Origin of the sequence: Mycobacterium kubicae, assembly GCF_015689175.1 — a bacterium.
GTDB lineage: Bacteria > Actinomycetota > Actinomycetes > Mycobacteriales > Mycobacteriaceae > Mycobacterium > Mycobacterium kubicae.
Genome location: NZ_CP065047.1, coordinates 518,971 through 536,099, shown reverse-complemented (window position 1 = coordinate 536,099; position 17,129 = coordinate 518,971). Strand labels below are relative to the sequence as shown.

The 17,129-nt window shown below is 67.7% G+C and carries 14 protein-coding genes; 7 read left to right on the top strand and 7 right to left on the bottom strand.

The genetic code is table 11. From position 1 onward, the window contains the following. Window positions 1-15: 15 nt before the first annotated feature. Entirely contained in the window at window positions 16-1,008 is a 993-nt protein-coding gene (locus tag I2456_RS02570; protein WP_085072522.1) for a MaoC family dehydratase, read from the bottom strand. A 64-nt stretch (window positions 1,009-1,072) separates the two neighbouring features. Between I2456_RS02570 and I2456_RS02565 the strand changes: the two genes are divergently transcribed. From I2456_RS02565 to I2456_RS02550, 4 genes are all read left to right on the top strand, one after another. After that, the gene (locus I2456_RS02565) at window positions 1,073-2,215 is read left to right on the top strand and encodes an acyl-CoA dehydrogenase family protein (protein WP_241007938.1); all 1,143 of its coding nucleotides are present in this window, start codon (window positions 1,073-1,075) and stop codon (window positions 2,213-2,215) included. 100 nt (window positions 2,216-2,315) lie between these two features. Further along, on the top strand, window positions 2,316-2,786 hold the full coding sequence (locus I2456_RS02560; RefSeq protein ID WP_085072524.1) for a DIP1984 family protein: 471 nt from the start codon (window positions 2,316-2,318) through the stop codon (window positions 2,784-2,786). A 315-nt stretch (window positions 2,787-3,101) separates the two neighbouring features. Continuing rightward, window positions 3,102-3,521, top strand: coding sequence for a hypothetical protein (locus I2456_RS02555; protein WP_139822963.1), 420 nt, complete (start codon window positions 3,102-3,104; stop codon window positions 3,519-3,521). Window positions 3,522-3,636: 115 nt separating this feature from the next. Further along, a complete protein-coding gene (locus tag I2456_RS02550; protein WP_085072525.1) occupies window positions 3,637-4,065 on the top strand; it encodes a CD225/dispanin family protein in 429 nt (142 codons plus the stop codon). Between the two features lie 4 nt (window positions 4,066-4,069). Here the strand turns inward: I2456_RS02550 and I2456_RS02545 are convergent, their stop codons facing one another. From I2456_RS02545 to I2456_RS02525, 5 genes are all read right to left on the bottom strand, one after another. Then, window positions 4,070-5,002, bottom strand: a complete 933-nt coding sequence (locus I2456_RS02545) for an enoyl-CoA hydratase/isomerase family protein (protein ID WP_085072526.1) — start codon at window positions 5,000-5,002, stop codon at window positions 4,070-4,072. A gap of 2 nt (window positions 5,003-5,004) precedes the next feature. Further along, window positions 5,005-6,534, bottom strand: a complete 1,530-nt coding sequence (fadD4, locus tag I2456_RS02540) for a fatty-acid--CoA ligase FadD4 (RefSeq protein WP_085072527.1) — start codon at window positions 6,532-6,534, stop codon at window positions 5,005-5,007. A 147-nt stretch (window positions 6,535-6,681) separates the two neighbouring features. Beyond that, on the bottom strand, window positions 6,682-8,508 hold the full coding sequence (locus tag I2456_RS02535; protein ID WP_068030652.1) for a phosphoenolpyruvate carboxykinase (GTP): 1,827 nt from the start codon (window positions 8,506-8,508) through the stop codon (window positions 6,682-6,684). Between the two features lie 196 nt (window positions 8,509-8,704). Continuing rightward, complete coding sequence (locus I2456_RS02530) at window positions 8,705-10,234, bottom strand: hypothetical protein (RefSeq protein ID WP_174814161.1); 1,530 nt, start codon at window positions 10,232-10,234, stop codon at window positions 8,705-8,707. Beyond that, window positions 10,231-11,238 (bottom strand): hypothetical protein, encoded by a 1,008-nt coding sequence (locus tag I2456_RS02525; protein ID WP_085072528.1) that lies wholly within the window; start codon window positions 11,236-11,238, stop codon window positions 10,231-10,233. The genes I2456_RS02530 and I2456_RS02525 overlap by 4 nt, the downstream gene beginning before the upstream one ends. Before the next feature lie 109 nt (window positions 11,239-11,347). On the opposite strand from I2456_RS02525, the gene trmB reads away from it, so the two are divergent. The 3 genes from trmB to mmpL3 all read left to right on the top strand — a co-directional run bounded on the left by trmB (window position 11,348) and on the right by mmpL3 (window position 15,857). Continuing rightward, window positions 11,348-12,136 carry a tRNA (guanosine(46)-N7)-methyltransferase TrmB gene (gene trmB / locus I2456_RS02520; RefSeq protein ID WP_139822967.1) on the top strand — a complete coding sequence of 263 codons (789 nt, stop codon included), beginning with the start codon at window positions 11,348-11,350 and terminating at the stop codon, window positions 12,134-12,136. A 4-nt stretch (window positions 12,137-12,140) separates the two neighbouring features. Then, window positions 12,141-12,857 (top strand): NYN domain-containing protein, encoded by a 717-nt coding sequence (locus tag I2456_RS02515; RefSeq protein ID WP_068030643.1) that lies wholly within the window; start codon window positions 12,141-12,143, stop codon window positions 12,855-12,857. 96 nt (window positions 12,858-12,953) lie between these two features. Further along, window positions 12,954-15,857 carry a trehalose monomycolate exporter MmpL3 gene (mmpL3, locus tag I2456_RS02510; protein ID WP_085072530.1) on the top strand — a complete coding sequence of 968 codons (2,904 nt, stop codon included), beginning with the start codon at window positions 12,954-12,956 and terminating at the stop codon, window positions 15,855-15,857. On the opposite strand, the gene I2456_RS02505 is transcribed toward mmpL3, so the two are convergent. Continuing rightward, window positions 15,817-17,037, bottom strand: a complete 1,221-nt coding sequence (locus I2456_RS02505; RefSeq protein WP_085072531.1) for an AI-2E family transporter — start codon at window positions 17,035-17,037, stop codon at window positions 15,817-15,819. The two genes, mmpL3 and I2456_RS02505, sit on opposite strands and share 41 nt — an antisense overlap. Window positions 17,038-17,129 lie beyond the last annotated feature (92 nt).

The following is a 17,129-nucleotide window of genomic DNA, read 5'->3' as shown; positions in this document are numbered from 1 at the left end:
GGACCGGCTGGGCGACTAGAACTGCAGCGCCGAAAAGCGCCAGTCCAGCACCTGCCGGTCCGGCTCGCCGGCCGAGCCGCCGACGGCGTAGACCAGCGACCGCAGCCCCAGCACTCCCCCGCTGGTGGTGGGTTCGGCGGACTCGACCCGCACCTCGCTGTACAGCGTGTCCCCCTCGCGGACCGGTCCGGTGTGGTCGCAGTGGGCCCAGCCCAGGACCGTCGCCAGGTTGGGCAGCAGCCGGGTCACCTGCGCCAACGCCAGGCCGATGGTGTGCCCGCCGTAGACCAGACGATGGCCGCCCACCCGCCAGTCATGATGGGTGGCAGCGATATTCAGGGTGAGACGGGCCAGCTCGGGGGCGCTGCTGACCACGTCGGCGGTGCTGCGCAGCACCGCACCGGCCAGACCCGGCTCGAAATGCGGACCGGGCACCCGGGCGCGGAACACCGCACCGTCCCAGCCGGCGGCCGGGTCGGTGGGCGGCGGCGGCGCGTCGACGCCGATGCCCGACAGGTCGTCGCTGGGCGCATCCTGTGGATCCCACTGCGGGCCGGCGGGCAGCATGGCGCACCGGTAGAAGTCGAGCACCAGGCGGTCGGCCTGGTCAACCGTGGTCATTCGCAGCGCCGCCAGGCCCGTCGGGGCCCGGCCCGGCTTGGCCGCGTTGGCGCGCAGCCCGACCACTTCGGTGCGGGTGTAGAGGGAGTCCTCGATCACCGGGAAGCGGTGAAATCGCAGCCCGCGATAGAACAAGTTGGCTTTGACCCGCTGGGTGACCACCGTCGACTGCCCGATCGCCACGTCGCACACCAGACCCGGATGCGCCAGCGCCGCCGGGGCGCCGGTCACCGCGGCGCACAAACCGCCGTCCAGCGCCAGCCGCAGCCGGTCGCCCAGGATCGCCTGATGCGCGGCGGCCAGACCCGACGACAACGTCATCGCCGGCGCCCAGTCGAACACCTGCCCCACCACCAGGTCGTCGAAGTAGGGGCCGCCCTCGCGCATCGCCGCATACCCGGTCCGACTGTGGGAAGTCACAACGCCCAATATGGCACGGGTGAGCAGTGAGCTGAACGACGACGAACAGATGCTGGTCGCCACCGTGCGCGCGTTCATCGACCGTGAGGTGAAGCCGACGGTCCGAGAAGTCGAGCATGCCAACACCTATCCCGAGGCGTGGATCGACCAGATGAAGCGCATCGGCATCTACGGGCTGGCGGTACCCGAATCCTTCGGCGGTGCACCGGTATCCATGCCGTGCTATGTACGGGTCACCGAGGAACTGGCGCGCGGCTGGATGAGCCTGGCCGGCGCGATGGGCGGGCACACCGTGGTCGCCAAGCTGCTGACGCTGTTCGGCACCGACGAGCAGCAGCAGACCTATCTGCCGCGGCTGGCCACTGGCGAGTTGCGGGCCACCATGGCACTGACCGAGCCGGGTGGGGGTTCGGATCTGCAGAACATGTCGACCACCGCGCTGCCCGACGGCACCGACCTGGTGATCAACGGCGCCAAGACCTGGATCTCCAATGCGCGCCGGTCCGGGTTGATCGCGCTGCTGGCCAAGACCGATCCCACCGCCACGCCGCGCCACCACGGCATCTCCATCGTGCTGGTCGAACCCGGGCCCGGCCTGACGGTGTCGCGGGACCTGCCCAAGCTGGGCTACAAGGGGGTGGAATCCTGCGAGCTGTCGTTCGACGGCTTCCGGCTCCCGGCCACGGCCATCCTGGGCGGGGAACCCGGCCACGGCTTCGCGCAGATGATGAAAGGCCTTGAGACCGGCCGGATTCAGGTCGCCGCGCGCGCCCTGGGGGTGGCCACGGCGGCACTCGAAGACGCGCTGGCCTACGCCCAGCAGCGCGAGAGCTTCGGCAATCCCATCTGGAAGCACCAATCCGTCGGCAACTATCTGGCCGACATGGCAACCAAACTCACCGCCGCCCGCCAACTCACCCGCTATGCCGCCGAGCGCTACGACAGCGGCGAGCGCTGCGACATGGAGGCCGGCATGGCCAAGCTGTTCGCCTCCGAAGCCGCGATGGAGATCGCCTTGAACGCGGTGCGCATCCACGGCGGCTACGGCTACTCAACCGAATACGACGTGGAACGCTACTTCCGCGATGCGCCGCTGATGATCGTCGGCGAGGGCACCAACGAGATTCAGCGCAACGTGATCGCCGGCCAACTGGTGGCCCGCGGCGGAATCTGAGGGCGCGTGCCGGCCGCGGAAATGAATTGTCACCCCGAACCTTTCGGGTCATCATGCTATGGGCCGTCCGAGAGCAGTGCTGACGAGAGGAGAGGAGACCATGAAGCTGGCAGAGGCGTTATCGCTGCGAGCCAATGCCGCACGCCGCATCGAACAGCTGCGCTCCCGCATCGTGAGCAATGCCCGCTACCAAGAGGGCGAAGAACCGGCCGAGGATGCCGCAGCTTTGTTGGCCGAAGCTAGCGAGGTGCTCGACGAGTACGAGACGCTCATCCGCCGCATCAACCGCACCAACGCCGCTACGGCGATTGGTGCAGACGGCACGCTGACCGACGCGCTGGCCCGGCGAGACGCATTGCGCCTGCGGCATTACGTCCTGACCGCCGCGGCCGACGCGGCAGCGGGAATCAACCAACCAGGCTATGCCCGGCAACTGCGGTCGGAGCTGAAAATACTGTCCGCTCTGCCGGTCGGCGAGTTACGCGCTCAGGCCGACGAGGTGGCCCGCCAGCTGCGGGAGCTGGATGTGCGGATTCAACGCTCCAACTGGGAGGTAGAGCTGCTGGACTGATCAGACCGAGGCAAGCAGGTAGTCGTCGCGGAGGCGTGCACAAGCCCCCGACCGGCGGGCAAAGCCGGTCTGCCGGCGCACGAAGGGCAGTGCGGAGGGTTCGACTCCCTCATCACAGCGCAGCCCAGCACCGCGCACCGGTGACAGGGCACACCACACCGCACATCACCACGTGCAGATCCGTGACGACGAGGGTGGGCACGGGGCAAACCTCGGGATACGTGATCGCCGGCCAGCTGGTGGTCCTCGGCGAAATCTGCAAGGTTGTGAGGGCCAGCGAGTCGCCGATCCAAGAGGGGCACCATGAAGCCATCTGTGACTAAAGGGGTGGTCTCCGACAACCAGGGCGACGAACGCAGGTTGCTGCACTTCGACGACACTTGGAGTGTCAAAATCGAGTTGCGCGACCCGGATTCCTACGCGGAGGAACGCCGAGGAGGTAGTTTCTGGCTCCTCAATGCCCGGGTGATCATCGCCAACTATGACGATTCTGCACAGGTCGCCGAGGCCCGACTCCTCTGGATCCGCGGCGAGGAAGAACTGGTCATCGACAAGGTCAGGATTTTCATTCCGCTCATGGCGAAAGCTGCATCGCCTTGCAGGGCCAAGTCGACGCCTACGCGGCCAAGCAAATTTACCTGTACTGCAATACATTTGACGGAATGGCATCGAACAGTCGGATCAACGCCATCTGTGTCGACGAGTTGGAGACCCAGTACCCGTAGTCCCACCTGAGCGCGAGGAACGCCGGGCAACCTAACCGCCGGCGGCCACCCGTTGCGCTAAATTTGCCTGACTTCGGCTCAGCAAACCTGTTCCGGCCGAGGGAGATCAACGGGAAGCAGTTGCCATGAGTTATCCGCCGAGTCCGTACGGAGGCGACCCAGGTTGGCAGGGCCAGCCCGGCTGGCAGGGCCAGCAGCCCGGGTGGCAGGGCCAGCAGCCGGGTTGGTCGGGCCAGCAACCGGGTTACGGCGGACGCGAACCCGACAACTACCTGGTGTGGGCGATCCTGGTCACGGTGTTCTGTTGTCTGCCGTTCGGGATCGTCTCGATCGTCAACTCCACCAAGGTTTCCAGCCTGTGGGCGCAGGGACGGTACGGCGAGGCGGAGGCCGCGTCGGCCAGCGCCAAGAAGTGGGCCATCGTCGGTGCGATCGCAGGGGCCGTGATCGCGGTGATCTCGGTGATCATGTACATCGCGCTCATCGCCCTGGCGGTGCATTCCGTCGACCACAACCTGCCCTCGACGACGTTCACCACCTACCCCGGCTACTGACCGGCTAGGTCACGGCGTCCACCAGCCCCCAGTCCAGGGCGGTCGCTGCGTCGATCATGCGCCCGGACAGCACCAGATATGCGGTGCGCCAGCGGCCGATTCGCCGCGTGACGCTGACGGTGCCCCCGGCTCCGGGGATCAGTCCCAGGCTCAGTTCCGGCAGCCCGAACAGCGAATCCTGCCGCGCCTCAACCCATCCGCAAAACGCCGCCATCTCCAGCCCGCTGCCCAGTACCCGGCCGTGCACCTCGGCGCGACACGCCCGGCCCAGCCGGGCGGTCAGCGCGTCCAGGGCCAGTGCCGGGCTATGACGGGTGCGGGCCAGGTGTGCACTGGCTGGGTCGGCGAAGGTGCCGAACTCGGCCAGGTCTCCCCCGCTGCAAAACGACGGACCGTTGCCGCTCAACACGATTGCGGTCACCGACGGGTCCAGCAGGGCCACGCTCAACGCCTCGAGGAGCGCCGCGCGGGCATCGGTGGAAAACGCATTGTGCCGCTGCGGCCGGTTGAACCGGATCCGCAGCACATCGCCGTCGCGCTCGACGGTCACCGGATCGGCGATGTCAGGTACCCGCGCCGGGCCGCGCTGCTCGAGCCACCCCGCGAATTCGGGGCCCGCCTGCAACGTCGAGTACGCCAGTGATTCGGTGATGACGCCGCGCAGCGTCGCGTCGGCCGGGTCCACCGCACGCAGCACGTCGTCACACACCGCGCTGGCGTGCGGCCAGCGCTGGCAGCGCCGCGTCAGTTCGGCGAGGGTGTTTGGCACCGAGTCGACGGTGATCACCCGACGGTCCGCACTCGGCTCTTCCGACAACGTGAATGTTGCTGTGTTCAACCAGCATTCGTCCGGTGCCGAGCCGTGGGCGATGATCACTCCGGCAGGTGGTGACACGTCGAGGGCCGGCGCGTTCGCCATGTCGACCACCCGAAGCATGTTCAGCCCGAATACTTCTCGATCAGGCCGTTCTTGTAGAGCTTGCCGGTGTCGGTGCGCGGGAGCTGCGTCTCGAAGGCGATCGTGCGCGGACACTTGAAGTGCGCCAACCGCTCCCGTAGCCAGCTCAACAGCTCCGCACCGAATTCGTCGGTCGCGTCGTCCGGGTCGACGGTCTGCACGGCCGCCATCACCCGTTGGCCCATCTCGTCGTCGGGCACGCCGAACACCGCCGCGTCCATCACCTTCGGGTGCGTCACCAACAGGTTCTCCGCCTCCTGCGGGTAGATGTTGACCCCGCCGGAGATGATCATGTGGTGGCGGCGGTCGGTCAGGTAGAGGTAACCCTCCTCGTCGAGGTAGCCGATGTCGCCGACGGTCATCCAGCCCTGTTTGTGGCGCGACGCAGCGGTTTTCGACGGATCATTGAGGTATTCGAAGGAATAGCCGCCCTCGAAGTAGATTTCGCCGGGCTGGCCGGGTGGTAGTTCGGTGCCGTCCTCGCCGACGATGTGGATGGCGCCCTGCATGGGTTTGCCCACCGAACCGGGGTGGGCCAGCCAGTCTTCGGCCCCGATCAGCGTCGACCCGATGGCCTCGGAGGAGGCGTAATACTCGTCGACGATCGGCCCCCACCAATCGATCATCTGTTTCTTGATCTCCACCGGACACGGCGCCGCCGCGTGCATGACCCGCTGCAGGCTGGACACGTCGTAGGAATCACGGACTGCCTGAGGCAGTTTCAGCATTCTCGTGAACATGGCCGGCACGAACTGGCCGTGCGTCACCTTGTGGCGGGCGATCGCGTCCAGCGCTTGCTCGGCGTCGAACTTCTCCATCACCACCGTGGTGATTCCCGCGGCCTGCACCGTCATCGACCACACCGAGGGGGCGGTGTGGTAGATCGGCGCGGGACTCAGGTAGACGGCATCGGGATGCATCCACACGTCGATCAGCATCGACATCATTCCCGGCGCCTCATCCGGCGGCACGTGCGGCAGTTCGCGTTTGATCCCCTTGGGCCGGCCGGTGGTGCCCGACGAGTACTGCAGCAGGTCACCTTCGAGTTCGTCGTCGATCGGCGTATCGGGTTGCTGCGCAACGCATTCGGGGTAGCGTTCCCAGCCGTCGAGGTCACCTGCTTGATCTGAAGAAGCGATCATCAGCAGGCCCGGCAACCCGCCGGGCAGGTGCTCGGCCAGACCCTTGCAGGTGTCGAGCAACGCCGCCGAGGCGATGATCGCCTTGGCGTTGCTGTTGTCGATGATGTAGGCGGCCTCGGCCGCGGTCAGATGCGTGTTGATCGGCACGTAGTACAGGCCGCTGCGGCGAGCCGCCCACATGACCGCGTGGATGTGCTCGTTGTTCTCCATCAAGATGGCGACCGCGTCACCCTCGCGCAGTCCCGCCGCGCGCAACCGATGGGCTAGCCGATTGGCCCGCGCCTCAAGTTCATCGAAGGTGACCACCGTTCCCGACGGGTGCAGGATGATCGCAGGTTTGTTGGCGCCGACATGCTGCCGAATCTGCATGCGCCGACTGTACGACGCCCGCCTTGACACCTGTCACGCGGGCGGCGGGCCGCCGAGCGCGCCAACCGGCGAATGTGACGCCAGCCGCACACTCGATGCCGAACGTGCGGCTAGCCGCACACTCGGCGCCCCAGAAAAGCCCCGCGACTAGTCGGCCTCGGCCAACCGCCCCTTGAGCGCGTCGAATTCGTCCTTGATGCCGGTGGGCAGCTTCTCGCCGACGAACTCCAGCCACTCCTCGATCAGCGGCAGCTCTTCGCGCCACTCGTCGGCGTTGACCGCCAGCGCCTGCTCCACATCGGCGGCGTCGACATCCAGGCCGTCCAGGTCGAGGTCTTCGGCGGCGGGCACGGTGCCGATCGGGGTGCTGCGGCCGCCGGCCTTGTGCTCGATGCGGTCGACGATCCACTTCAGCACGCGGCTGTTCTCACCGAAGCCGGGCCACAGGAAGCGGCCGTCGTCGCCGCGGCGGAACCAGTTGACGAAGAACACCTTCGGCAGCTTGGACTCGTCGGCGTGCTTGCCCAGGTTGATCCAGTGTTGGAAGTAGTCGCCCACGTTGTAGCCGAGGAACGGCAGCATGGCCATCGGGTCGCGGCGCACCGCGCCCACCTTGCCCTCGGCCGCGGCGGTCTGCTCGCTGCCCAGGGTGGCGCCGATGAACACGCCGTGCTGCCAGTCGCGGGCCTCGGTGACCAGCGGCACCGTGGTCTTGCGGCGCCCGCCGAACAGGATGCCCGAGATCGGCACCCCCTGCGGGTCGTCCCACTCGGGCGCCAGGATCGGGCACTGCGACATCGGCGTGCAGTAACGGGAGTTCGGGTGCGCGGCCTTCTCGCCGGACTCCGGCGTCCAGTCGCGGCCCTTCCAGTCGGTCAGGTGCTGCGGGTCGCCTTCCAGGCCTTCCCACCACACGTCGCCGTCGTCGGTGAGCGCGACGTTGGTGAACACCGTGTTGCCGCCCTCGATGGTGCGCATCGCGTTGGGGTTGGAGTTCCAGTTGGTGCCCGGGGCGACGCCGAAGAACCCGAATTCGGGGTTCACCGCGTACAACCGGCCGTCCTCACCGAATCGCATCCAGGCGATGTCGTCACCGAGCGTCTCGGCGCGCCAGCCCGGGATAGTGGGCTGCAGCATCGCCAGGTTGGTCTTGCCGCACGCCGACGGGAACGCCGCGGCGAAGTAGTAGGCCTTGTTCTCCGGCGAGATCAGCTTGAGGATCAGCATGTGCTCGGCCAGCCAGCCCTCGTCGTGGGCCATCGCCGAGGCGATCCGCAGGGAGTAGCACTTCTTGCCCAGCAGCGCGTTGCCGCCGTAGCCCGAGCCGTAGCTCCAGATCTCGCGGGTCTCGGGGAAGTGGGTGATGTATTTGGTGTCGTTGCAGGGCCAGGGCACGTCGGCCTGGCCGTCGTCCAGCGGGGCGCCGACGGAGTGCAGCGCCTTGACGAAGAAGCCGTCGTCACCGATCTTCTCCAGCGCGGCCTTGCCCATGCGGGTCATGGTGCGCATCGAGACCACGACGTATTCGGAGTCGGTGATCTCCACGCCCAGCTTGGGGTCGTCGGCGCCCAGGGGACCCATGCAGAACGGCACCACGTACATGGTGCGACCGCGCATGCAGCCGCGGTAGAGGTCGGTCATGATCGACCGCATCTCGCTGGGGTCTTTCCAGTTGTTGGTCGGGCCGGCGTCGATCTCGCGCTCCGAGCAGATGAAGGTCCGCGATTCCACGCGCGCGACGTCGGACGGGTCGGACAGCGCGAGGAAGGAGTTGGGGTGCTTCTCCGGGTTGAGGCGGATGAAGGTGCCCGCTTCGACCAGCTGGTCCGAAAGGCGCTGGAACTCCTCTTCGGAGCCGTCGGTGAACACCACCCGCTCGGGTTGGGTCAGCTCGGCGACCTCCTCCACCCAAGACAGCAACCCCTGATGCTTTGTCGGCGCGGTATCAAGTCCGGGGATGGTCGCTGAGGTCATCGAACTCTCCTGAATTCTGCTGTGTAGTTACGTCTTGCCTGGTTCCGCATGGCTCGCAGGCAACTTATCGAGGCTCTGCCGGCACAGCTATTGACGTGTTTGTCATCTTCACTACAGATTAACGTGCATCACTTGTCGGGTAAGGCGCGGGCGGGTATAAGCCTGCTCACAAGACCGATTCAGAAGCCGTTGTGCTCTAGAAACTATTGCCTGTGGCATCAAACCTCCAACCCGGGTCTGGCGCGACGGAAGATTCGTTGTCCTCGGATATACCCGTTTCACCCAATTCCGCACGCACCGCTTGCAATGCGGCCTGCACCGTCGGCATCTCCCGGTCCCGCACCGCCGCGGCCCGCGCGGCGGCGATAGCGTGTTCGCGCAATTCGCTGTCGATCGCGCTGACCTGGTCGTTCACCCGGGTGTTCTCCGCCTCGTCGCGCGCGCTGCTGGCGGTGTTCAGCAACGACTCGGCGACCAGGACCTGACTGGCGACCAGCTGCTCGGTGACCGATCGCAGCTCGGCCACCAGGTCGCCCGCCCACCGATCCAGCAGGGCCCGATCGTGCAGCAGCGCGCGGGTGTGCACCACCCATACCGTGACCGCCAGGCCGACCGCCACACACGCCGCGATACCCGCCGCGGTGACGGCGACGGGCAGCCCCGCGGTCAGCCCGGTCATCACCCGGGTCAGGGTCAGCGCCACGCCCAGCCCGAACCCGGCGCCCAGCAGCATCATCAGCCGCGTCTCGAGGCGCCGCGACTTCAGCGGCGGAGCGGCAATGGTGACCGTCGGCAACGGCTCGAGGGGCGGCAGATCCAGCGGCACACCCAGCACGCCGGCGATCTCGCCGAGCTGCTCGGCGGTACCGTCGGCGACTTCGCTGACCACCTCTTCGACCCGGGCGCGGGCGCGGGCCTCGAAGCCGGCCATGTCCCGCCGCGACAGCCCGGAGACGTCTTCTTGCAGCTCCCCGCGCACCGACGAACACCGGTTGCGGGCGAAGTAAGCCAGCTCCACCCGGGCCTGCTGGATCTGCCCGCGCAGCGTGATGGAACGTTCGGTCCTGGACTGCCGTCGTTGCCGCAGCGCGTCGCTGCGTTCTTCCCGCAGCGAGTCCACCCGGGCCCGCCGGCCGCTGCCCTCGGCGTCGCGGTCGAACCTCTCGGCGACCTTGCGCAGGCGAGATTCCCACGCGCGCAACCTGTTTCGTCGCGGTATGTCGGGGTCGGCGAGGCGTTGCGTGAGGGTCTCGACCAGGTCGTCGACGCGCGACTCCCCCAGCTCTGGCACGGCGGCCACACCCACCCACGGCACCTCGGCGTAACGCCGCGCGTGCGCGGCCAGCCGGTCCCGGTTGTCGGCCAGCACCTCCCGCCAGGTGAGGTGCACGTCGATCTTGGACACCACCCCCACCACCACGTCGGTGTTCTCGGCCGCCGCGTCCAGCAGCGTGCAGTCCGATTCGGTCAGGCCCGCCGCCGCCGACACGACGAACACCACCGCCGTCGGCGCATCGCCCGGCGTCAACTCCGGCGACTCGACGAAGGTGCAGTGCGGCAACCGCTCACGCAGCGCGGTGACCACGCCGGTGACCCCGGCCAGCCAGGGACCGGTCACCAGGATCACGTCTTTGCGGTTGATGCCGGGCCGACCCAGCCGCGGCCCGATGGCGGCGACCAACTCGTCCACCGCGGCGGCCGGGTCGTCGTGGTTGGTCTCGCTCATCGGGCCTCCGCGCGTTGCGGGATGCCCCCCGCCTGCGACCACAGTCGAAGCGAGCCGCGGACCAGGTCTGCGGCGCACGCACGGTGCACCTGCGGGCCGTCGCTGTAGCGGTGCCAGCGTTGCGCGCGTTCCAGGTGCCCGACGGGCCCGGTGTCCAACCCACTGGCCCGCAGCACGTCTTCAGCGGCGGCCATCCGGGCCAGCACCGTGTCGTCGCAGGATAGAAACTCGCTGACCGCATCATTGCCGACCGCGATGGCCGCCAGTTCCGCCGTCGCCTGCAGCACCCGCTGGTAGCGCACGTTGGCGCCGGCGGTGCGGAGCGCCGCGACGACCTCGTCGACCCCGCTGACCCGCCGCAACAGCGCCCGGAACCCCGACAGGCTGCCGTGGCGCCGGGCCGCGGCGATGCCCAGGGCGACTCCGAACAGGTCCAGCTTTTCCAGCAGTGTGCGCCGCGCTTCAACCGATACCGGAAGCGAGGCGCTCAAGAAGCCGTCATGGGACTCATCGAGGCAGGCCCACCCCGCATCGGCCAGCGCTTGCAACGCGGCCCAACGGGCCGGGTCGAGGTCCCTGGCGGCGACGGCGAGCAGAGCACTGACCGGCAACACCGGCACCCCGGCCACCGCCGACAACTGCGCGGCACGTGCCTGAGCCGCCATCATCGGCCCGGCACCGCCGAAACCGGTCAGATCGGCCTTGTTCAGCAGGATCAACGCCGGCGGGTGCGCGGCGATCATCGCCCGATCCTCGGGTTTGAGCACTTCGACGGTGACGTACACCGCCACGTCGGCGGGATCGGCCACCGCGATCCCCGGCGCGCTGTTCAGCGCGCGTCTCACCGTGGCGCCTCCCGTGCCCGGCCGACCGCGCACCGCCACCCGCAGCGGCGCGCCCGCCCGCTCGGCGACGGCCCGCACCCGCGGGTCGCCAATCTTCTCAGCGAATCGCCTCAGCTCGTCGACGAAAATCTTTCTGCCCCTTGTCGCCGGTTGTTCCACCGAATGGTGGCAGCTACGTCGCCCAGATGCGAGCCAGGTGTTACTCGTTACCAGCCGAAGGCAACTGTTAGGTATCAATCTGGATCAGGAGCGGCTACACCGAGCCTTCATAGGCCACCATGGACAAATGCACGCGCATCCCGGGTTGGGAGTAAATCCCGACACGCCGGTGGAGTCCGGCACCGGGTTCGATGAGCAAGACGATTCTCGCCGCGGCTACCTCCCGGCGACCAGCTTCCGTTCCCGGCGCTCAGCTCTGTCCCCTGCCCAACGGGAGCTGTGGGAGCGGCTGTGGCCCCAGCTGGGCAGGCAGGCGCGCTCGGAGAGCGACACCGCGCCGCTGGACGCCGGGGCCTGGTTCGGTCGCCAGGCGCCGCTGGTCCTCGAGATCGGCTGCGGCAACGGCGCCTCGACCTTGGCGATGGCCCAGGCCGAACCCGACGTCGATGTCATCGCGGTGGAGATCTATCGCCGCGGGCTGGCCCAGCTGCTGGCCGGGATCGACAGCGCCGGCGTGCCCAACATCCGGTTGATCCGTGGAAACGCCGTCGACGTGCTGCAACACCTGATCCCTTCGGAGTCGCTGACCGGTGTTCGCGTCTTCTTTCCCGACCCGTGGCCCAAGGCGCGCCACCACAAACGCCGGTTGCTGCAGCCGGCGACGATTGCCATGATCGCCGACCGGCTACTCCCCGGTGGTGTGCTGCACGCCGCGACCGACCACTCGGGTTATGCCGAGCACATCGCCGAGGTCGGTGACGCCGAACCTCGATTCGTCCGCGTCGACCCGCACACCGAGGCGGTGCCGATCTCGGTTGTGCGTCCCGTCACCAAGTACGAGACCAAAGCGCGCCACGAGGGCCGCGATGTCACCGAACTGATCTGGAAAAGACGATGACTTCATGAGCGTGACCGAAGACGTGACCGCCGAGACACCCGAACCGCTGGCCGATGCGGATTCGGTACTGAGCGGCGAACCGCTGGGCGGCTACGCGGCGCCCGGACGCGTCCTGCTGGTGTGGGACGCGCCGAATTTGGACATGGGGCTGGGCTCGATCCTGGGCCGGCGCCCGACGGCGTTGGAACGGCCCCGCTTCGACGCCCTGGGCCGCTGGTTACTGGCCCGCACCGCCGACGTCGCCGCCGGCCGACCCGGCGTCGTGGTCGAACCGGAGGCCACCGTCTTCACCAACATCGCGCCGGGCAGCGCCGAAGTGGTCCGGCCCTGGGTCGACGCGCTGCGCAACGTCGGCTTCGCCGTCTTCGCCAAACCCAAGATCGACGAGGACAGCGACGTCGATCGCGACATGCTCCAACACATCGAGCAGCGGTACAACGAAGGGCTTGCCGCGCTGGTGGTGGCCTCGGCGGACGGGCAGGCGTTCCGCCAGCCGCTGGAGGAGATCGCCCGCGGCGGAACACCGGTTCAGGTGCTCGGATTTCGTGAACATGCGAGTTGGGCGCTAGCGTCGGATACCTTGGAGTTCGTCGACCTGGAAGACATCTCGGGTGTCTTTCGGGAGCCACTCCCGCGGATCGGGCTCGATTCGCTACCTGAGCAGGGAGCTTGGCTGCAGCCATTCCGGCCGCTGTCCTCGCTGTTGACCTCGCGTGTGTGAACAGGCCTCGCGTGCAGTAAACAACCCGAGCGTCTGACAACCGAAAAGCAAAGCAAAGCAATGCGCGGGTCGTTGCAGATCCAGTAAGGAGCTTACGTGTTCGCCTGGTGGGGTCGAACTGTGTACCGCTACCGGTACATCGTAATCGGGGTCACGGTGGCGCTATGCCTGGGCGGCGGCATCTTCGGGCTCAGCCTCGGTAAGCACGTCACCCAGAGCGGTTTCTACGATGAGGGCAGCCAGTCGGTGAAGGCCTCGGTCCTGGGCGACGACGTCTACGGCCGCGACCGCACCGGCCACATCGTCGCCATCTTCAAAGCTCCGGACGGCAAGAACGTCAACGACCCGGCGTGGTCGAAGAAGATCACCGACGAGCTCAACAAGTTCGTCTCCGACCACCCCAAAGAGGTGCTCGGCTGGGCCGGGTACCTGCGGGCTCCCGACACCACCAGCCCGATCGTCAAGGGCATGGCCACCGACGACAAGAAGTACACGTTCGTGTCCATCCCGCTCAAGGGCGACGACGACGACACCATCCTGAACAACTACAAGACCATCCAGCCCGCGCTGCAGAAGCTCGACGGCGGCACCGTGCAACTGGCCGGGCTCGAGCCGGTCGCCGAGGCGCTGACCGGGACCATCGCCACCGACCAGCGCCGCATGGAGGTGCTGGCGCTGCCGCTGGTGGCCGTGGTGCTGTTCCTGGTGTTCGGCGGCGCGGTCGCGGCCTGCCTGCCGGTGATGGTGGGTGGCTTGAGCATCGCCGGCGCCCTGGGCATCCTGCGGCTGATCGCGGTGTTCGGGCCGGTGCACTTCTTCGCCCAGCCCGTTGTCTCGCTGATCGGGTTGGGTATCGCGGTGGACTACGGGCTCTTCGTGGTCAGCCGGTTCCGAGAAGAGATCGCCGAAGGCTACGACACCGAGACGGCGGTCAGACGCACGGTGATGACCGCCGGGCGCACGGTCGTCTTCTCGGCGGTGTTGATCATCGCCTCCGGCATCAGCCTGCTGATGTTGCCGCAGGGCTTCGTGAAATCGCTGACCTACGCCCTGATCGCCGCCGTCGGGCTGGCCGCGGTGCTGTCGGTGACGCTGTTGCCGGCCGTGCTGGGTGTCCTGGGCCGCCACGTCGACGCGCTGGGCGTGCGCACCGCGTTCCGGGTGCCGTTCCTGCGCAACTGGAAACCGTCGCGTGCCTACCTGAACTGGCTGGCTGACCGGCTGCAGAAGACCAAGACCCGCGAAGAGGTCGAGGCCGGCTTCTGGGGCAAGCTGGTCAACTGGGTGATGAAGCGGCCGCTGGTGTTCGCCATCCCGATCGTCGTCGGCATGATCCTGCTGGTGTTGCCGCTGTTCAACCTGTCGCTGGGCGGCATGAGCGAGAAGTATCTGCCGCCGAACAATGCGGTGCGGCAGTCCCAGGAGCACTTCGACAAGCTCTTCCCCGGTTACCGCACCAACCCGTTGACGCTGGTGATTCAGTCCAGCAACCATCAGCCGGTCACCGACGGCCAGATTGCCGATGTCCGCAGCAAGGCGATGGCGATCAGCGGGTTCATCCAGCAGGACAACAACCCGGCCAATATGTGGCAGGAACGCAGCCAGGCGCCCGGTGGCTCGAAGGACCCGTCGGTCCGGGTGCTGCAGAACGGGTTGCTCAACGCCGGTGACGCGCCGAAGAAACTGCAGGAGCTACGTTCCATCACCCCGCCCAAGGGGATAAATGTCTATGTCGGCGGCACGCCGGCGCTGGAACAGGACTCCATCCATAGCCTGTTCGACAACATGCCGGCGATGCTGGTCATCTTGCTCAGCGCCACCACGGTGTTGATGTTCCTGGCGTTCGGTTCGGTGGTTTTGCCAATCAAGGCCGCGGTGATGAGCGCGTTGACGCTCGGCTCCACCATGGGCATCTTGACCTGGATCTTCGTCGACGGACACGGCTCTGGGCTGCTGAACTTCACCGCGACGCCGCTGACCGCGCCGGTGATCGCGCTGGTGGTCGCGGTCGGCTACGGCTTGGCCACCGACTACGAGGTCTTCCTGGTGTCTCGCATGGTCGAAGCGCGAGAACACGGCATGTCCACTCAGGAAGCCATCCGAATAGGTACGGCGACCACCGGACGCCTGATCACCGCGGCCGCGCTGGTGTTGGCCGTGGTGGCCGGTTCGTTCGTGTTCTCCGACCTGGTGATGATGAAGTACCTGGCGTTCGGGCTGATGGCGGCGCTGTTGCTGGACGCCACCGTGGTCCGCATGTTCCTGGTGCCGTCGGTGATGAAGCTGCTCGGTGACGACTGCTGGTGGGCGCCGCGCTGGATGCGTCAGCTGCAGAGCCGGATCGGTCTGGGCGAGATCCACCTGCCCGACGAGCGCAAGCGGCCGGTCAGCGCCGGTCGCACCATCCGCCCGCCGGTCACCGCCGGCCTGGTTGCCGCCACGCCGCGCCCCCCGCACGACCCGACGCACCCCGCGGCGCCCGGTGCGCTGGACGCGCCGCGGCTGGTGCGCACCGCCCCGGGCGGTGCCCGTCCGGACGCCATCCCGTCCCAGAACGGCCCGGCAGCCCCGGCCACCAAGCAGGTGCCTGTGCGCGCGGGGTCGACGGAAGCTCCGACGACCCGCCTCACCGCACCCGGCGGCCAGGCTCCGCAGCGCGGACCGAGCACGGCCGCGCCGTCGAAGGCGCCGACGCGTCCCCCGACGCCGGTCCCGCCGTCGCCGCCCACGGCGCCGCCGGCGCCCAAGACTCCGTCAGAGGGTCAGACCCACGCCATGCCGGTGGCGGGCCGCGCCCAGGACACACCCGCCGAGCACGGGGACAAGACCACGGCCCTGCCGGTGCAGCGGCCCGAGGGCGACGATTCGGATGCGGCGACCCAGCAACTCAACGCCCGTGGTCAAGACGACAACGGGACCGATCCGGCCCGGCAGCGCCGGCGCACCGGCGGTGGTGGCCTCAGCGCCCAGGACTTGCTGCGCCGCGAGGGGCGTTTGTAGCTTCCCGGTCGTCCTCGGCTTCGTCCTCGTCAGGGGGCGGGTGATCGCCCGGACGGTCCGGTTCGGCCTGCAAGATGGCTCCGGTGTCGTCGGCCTCTTCGGTTTGTTTCTCCGACTCGGCGGCCGGATCCTTGGCCAGCAACACCTGCATGGCGTTGTTGAGGAAGGCGACCGTGGGCACCGACAGCAGGGCGCCCACAATGCCGCCGAGCACACCTCCGGTGGAGATGGCCAGCACCACCGCCAGCGGGTGAATGGACACCGCCCGGCCCATCACCAGCGGCTGCAGCAAATGCGCCTCGAGCTGGTTGACCGCGATGAGCACGCCCAGGGTCATGAGGGCATAGAGCATCCCTTTGGCCAGCAGCGCCACCACCACGGCCAGCAGGCCGGACACCAGAGCACCGATCAGCGGAATGAACGCGCCCAGAAAGACCAATGAGGCCAGCGGCAGCGCCAGCGGCACCCCCATGATCGCCAATCCGGCACCCACCCCGCCCGCGTCCACCAACGCCACCAGGAAGGTGGCCCGTACATAGCCGATCAACGACCCGTAGCCGGCCTGCCCGGCGGCCAGCACCCGGTCGCGGACGTGGGCCGGAATGATCTTCGCGACGTACTGCCAGATGTTGCGGCCGCCGTACAGGAAAAAGATCAGCGTGAACAGCACCAGCACCGCGCCGGTGAGCAGTTCGGTGATGGTGGCGGCGGTGGAGATGGCGCCGCTGGTCACCTTCGCCTGGTTGTTGCGCAGCGCTTCGATCGCCGAGTTACCGGCGTTGTCGATCTGTTCACGGCGCAGATGCGCCGGGCCCTCGATCAGCCATCTACGGGACGAGTCGATGCTGTGCTCGACCTGCTGCACCAGGTCGGGCAGCCCGACGATGAACTGGCTGACGACGAACGTCATGATGCCGCCCAGGATGGCGAAGCCGCTCAGCAACACCAGTGCCACCGCCGCGCCGCGCGGCAGGCCGCGCCGGTCCAGCCAGTCCACCGCCGGTATCAGCAACGCGCTGACCATCAGCGCCAGCAACACCGGGACCACGATGACCTCGAGCTTTTTGACGAGCCAGAGCAGGGCCACCGCGGCACCCAGGATGACCAATAACCGCCACGACCAGGCGGCGGTCTTCCGGACCAGCGGCACCACCGCAGCGTCGTCGGGACTTGTCAACATCCGGCAAGCGTATCCGCGGGCGGTGACGGTCAAACGCAAATAACCAGGCCGTCACCCCGGCACAATCCGGTCACGCTCTCAGAACGAGGTCG

Coding starts and splice junctions, on each gene's coding strand:
- I2456_RS02535 (WP_068030652.1), bottom strand. CDS start 8,508: ATGACCTCAGCGACCATCCCCGGACTTGATACCGCGCCGACAAAGCAT.
- fadD4 (WP_085072527.1), bottom strand. CDS start 6,534: ATGCAGATTCGGCAGCATGTCGGCGCCAACAAACCTGCGATCATCCTG.
- I2456_RS02505 (WP_085072531.1), bottom strand. CDS start 17,037: ATGTTGACAAGTCCCGACGACGCTGCGGTGGTGCCGCTGGTCCGGAAG.
- I2456_RS02550 (WP_085072525.1), top strand. CDS start 3,637: ATGAGTTATCCGCCGAGTCCGTACGGAGGCGACCCAGGTTGGCAGGGC.
- I2456_RS02570 (WP_085072522.1), bottom strand. CDS start 1,008: ATGCGCGAGGGCGGCCCCTACTTCGACGACCTGGTGGTGGGGCAGGTG.
- I2456_RS02545 (WP_085072526.1), bottom strand. CDS start 5,002: ATGCTTCGGGTGGTCGACATGGCGAACGCGCCGGCCCTCGACGTGTCA.
- I2456_RS02515 (WP_068030643.1), top strand. CDS start 12,141: ATGAGCGTGACCGAAGACGTGACCGCCGAGACACCCGAACCGCTGGCC.
- I2456_RS02560 (WP_085072524.1), top strand. CDS start 2,316: ATGAAGCTGGCAGAGGCGTTATCGCTGCGAGCCAATGCCGCACGCCGC.
- I2456_RS02530 (WP_174814161.1), bottom strand. CDS start 10,234: ATGAGCGAGACCAACCACGACGACCCGGCCGCCGCGGTGGACGAGTTG.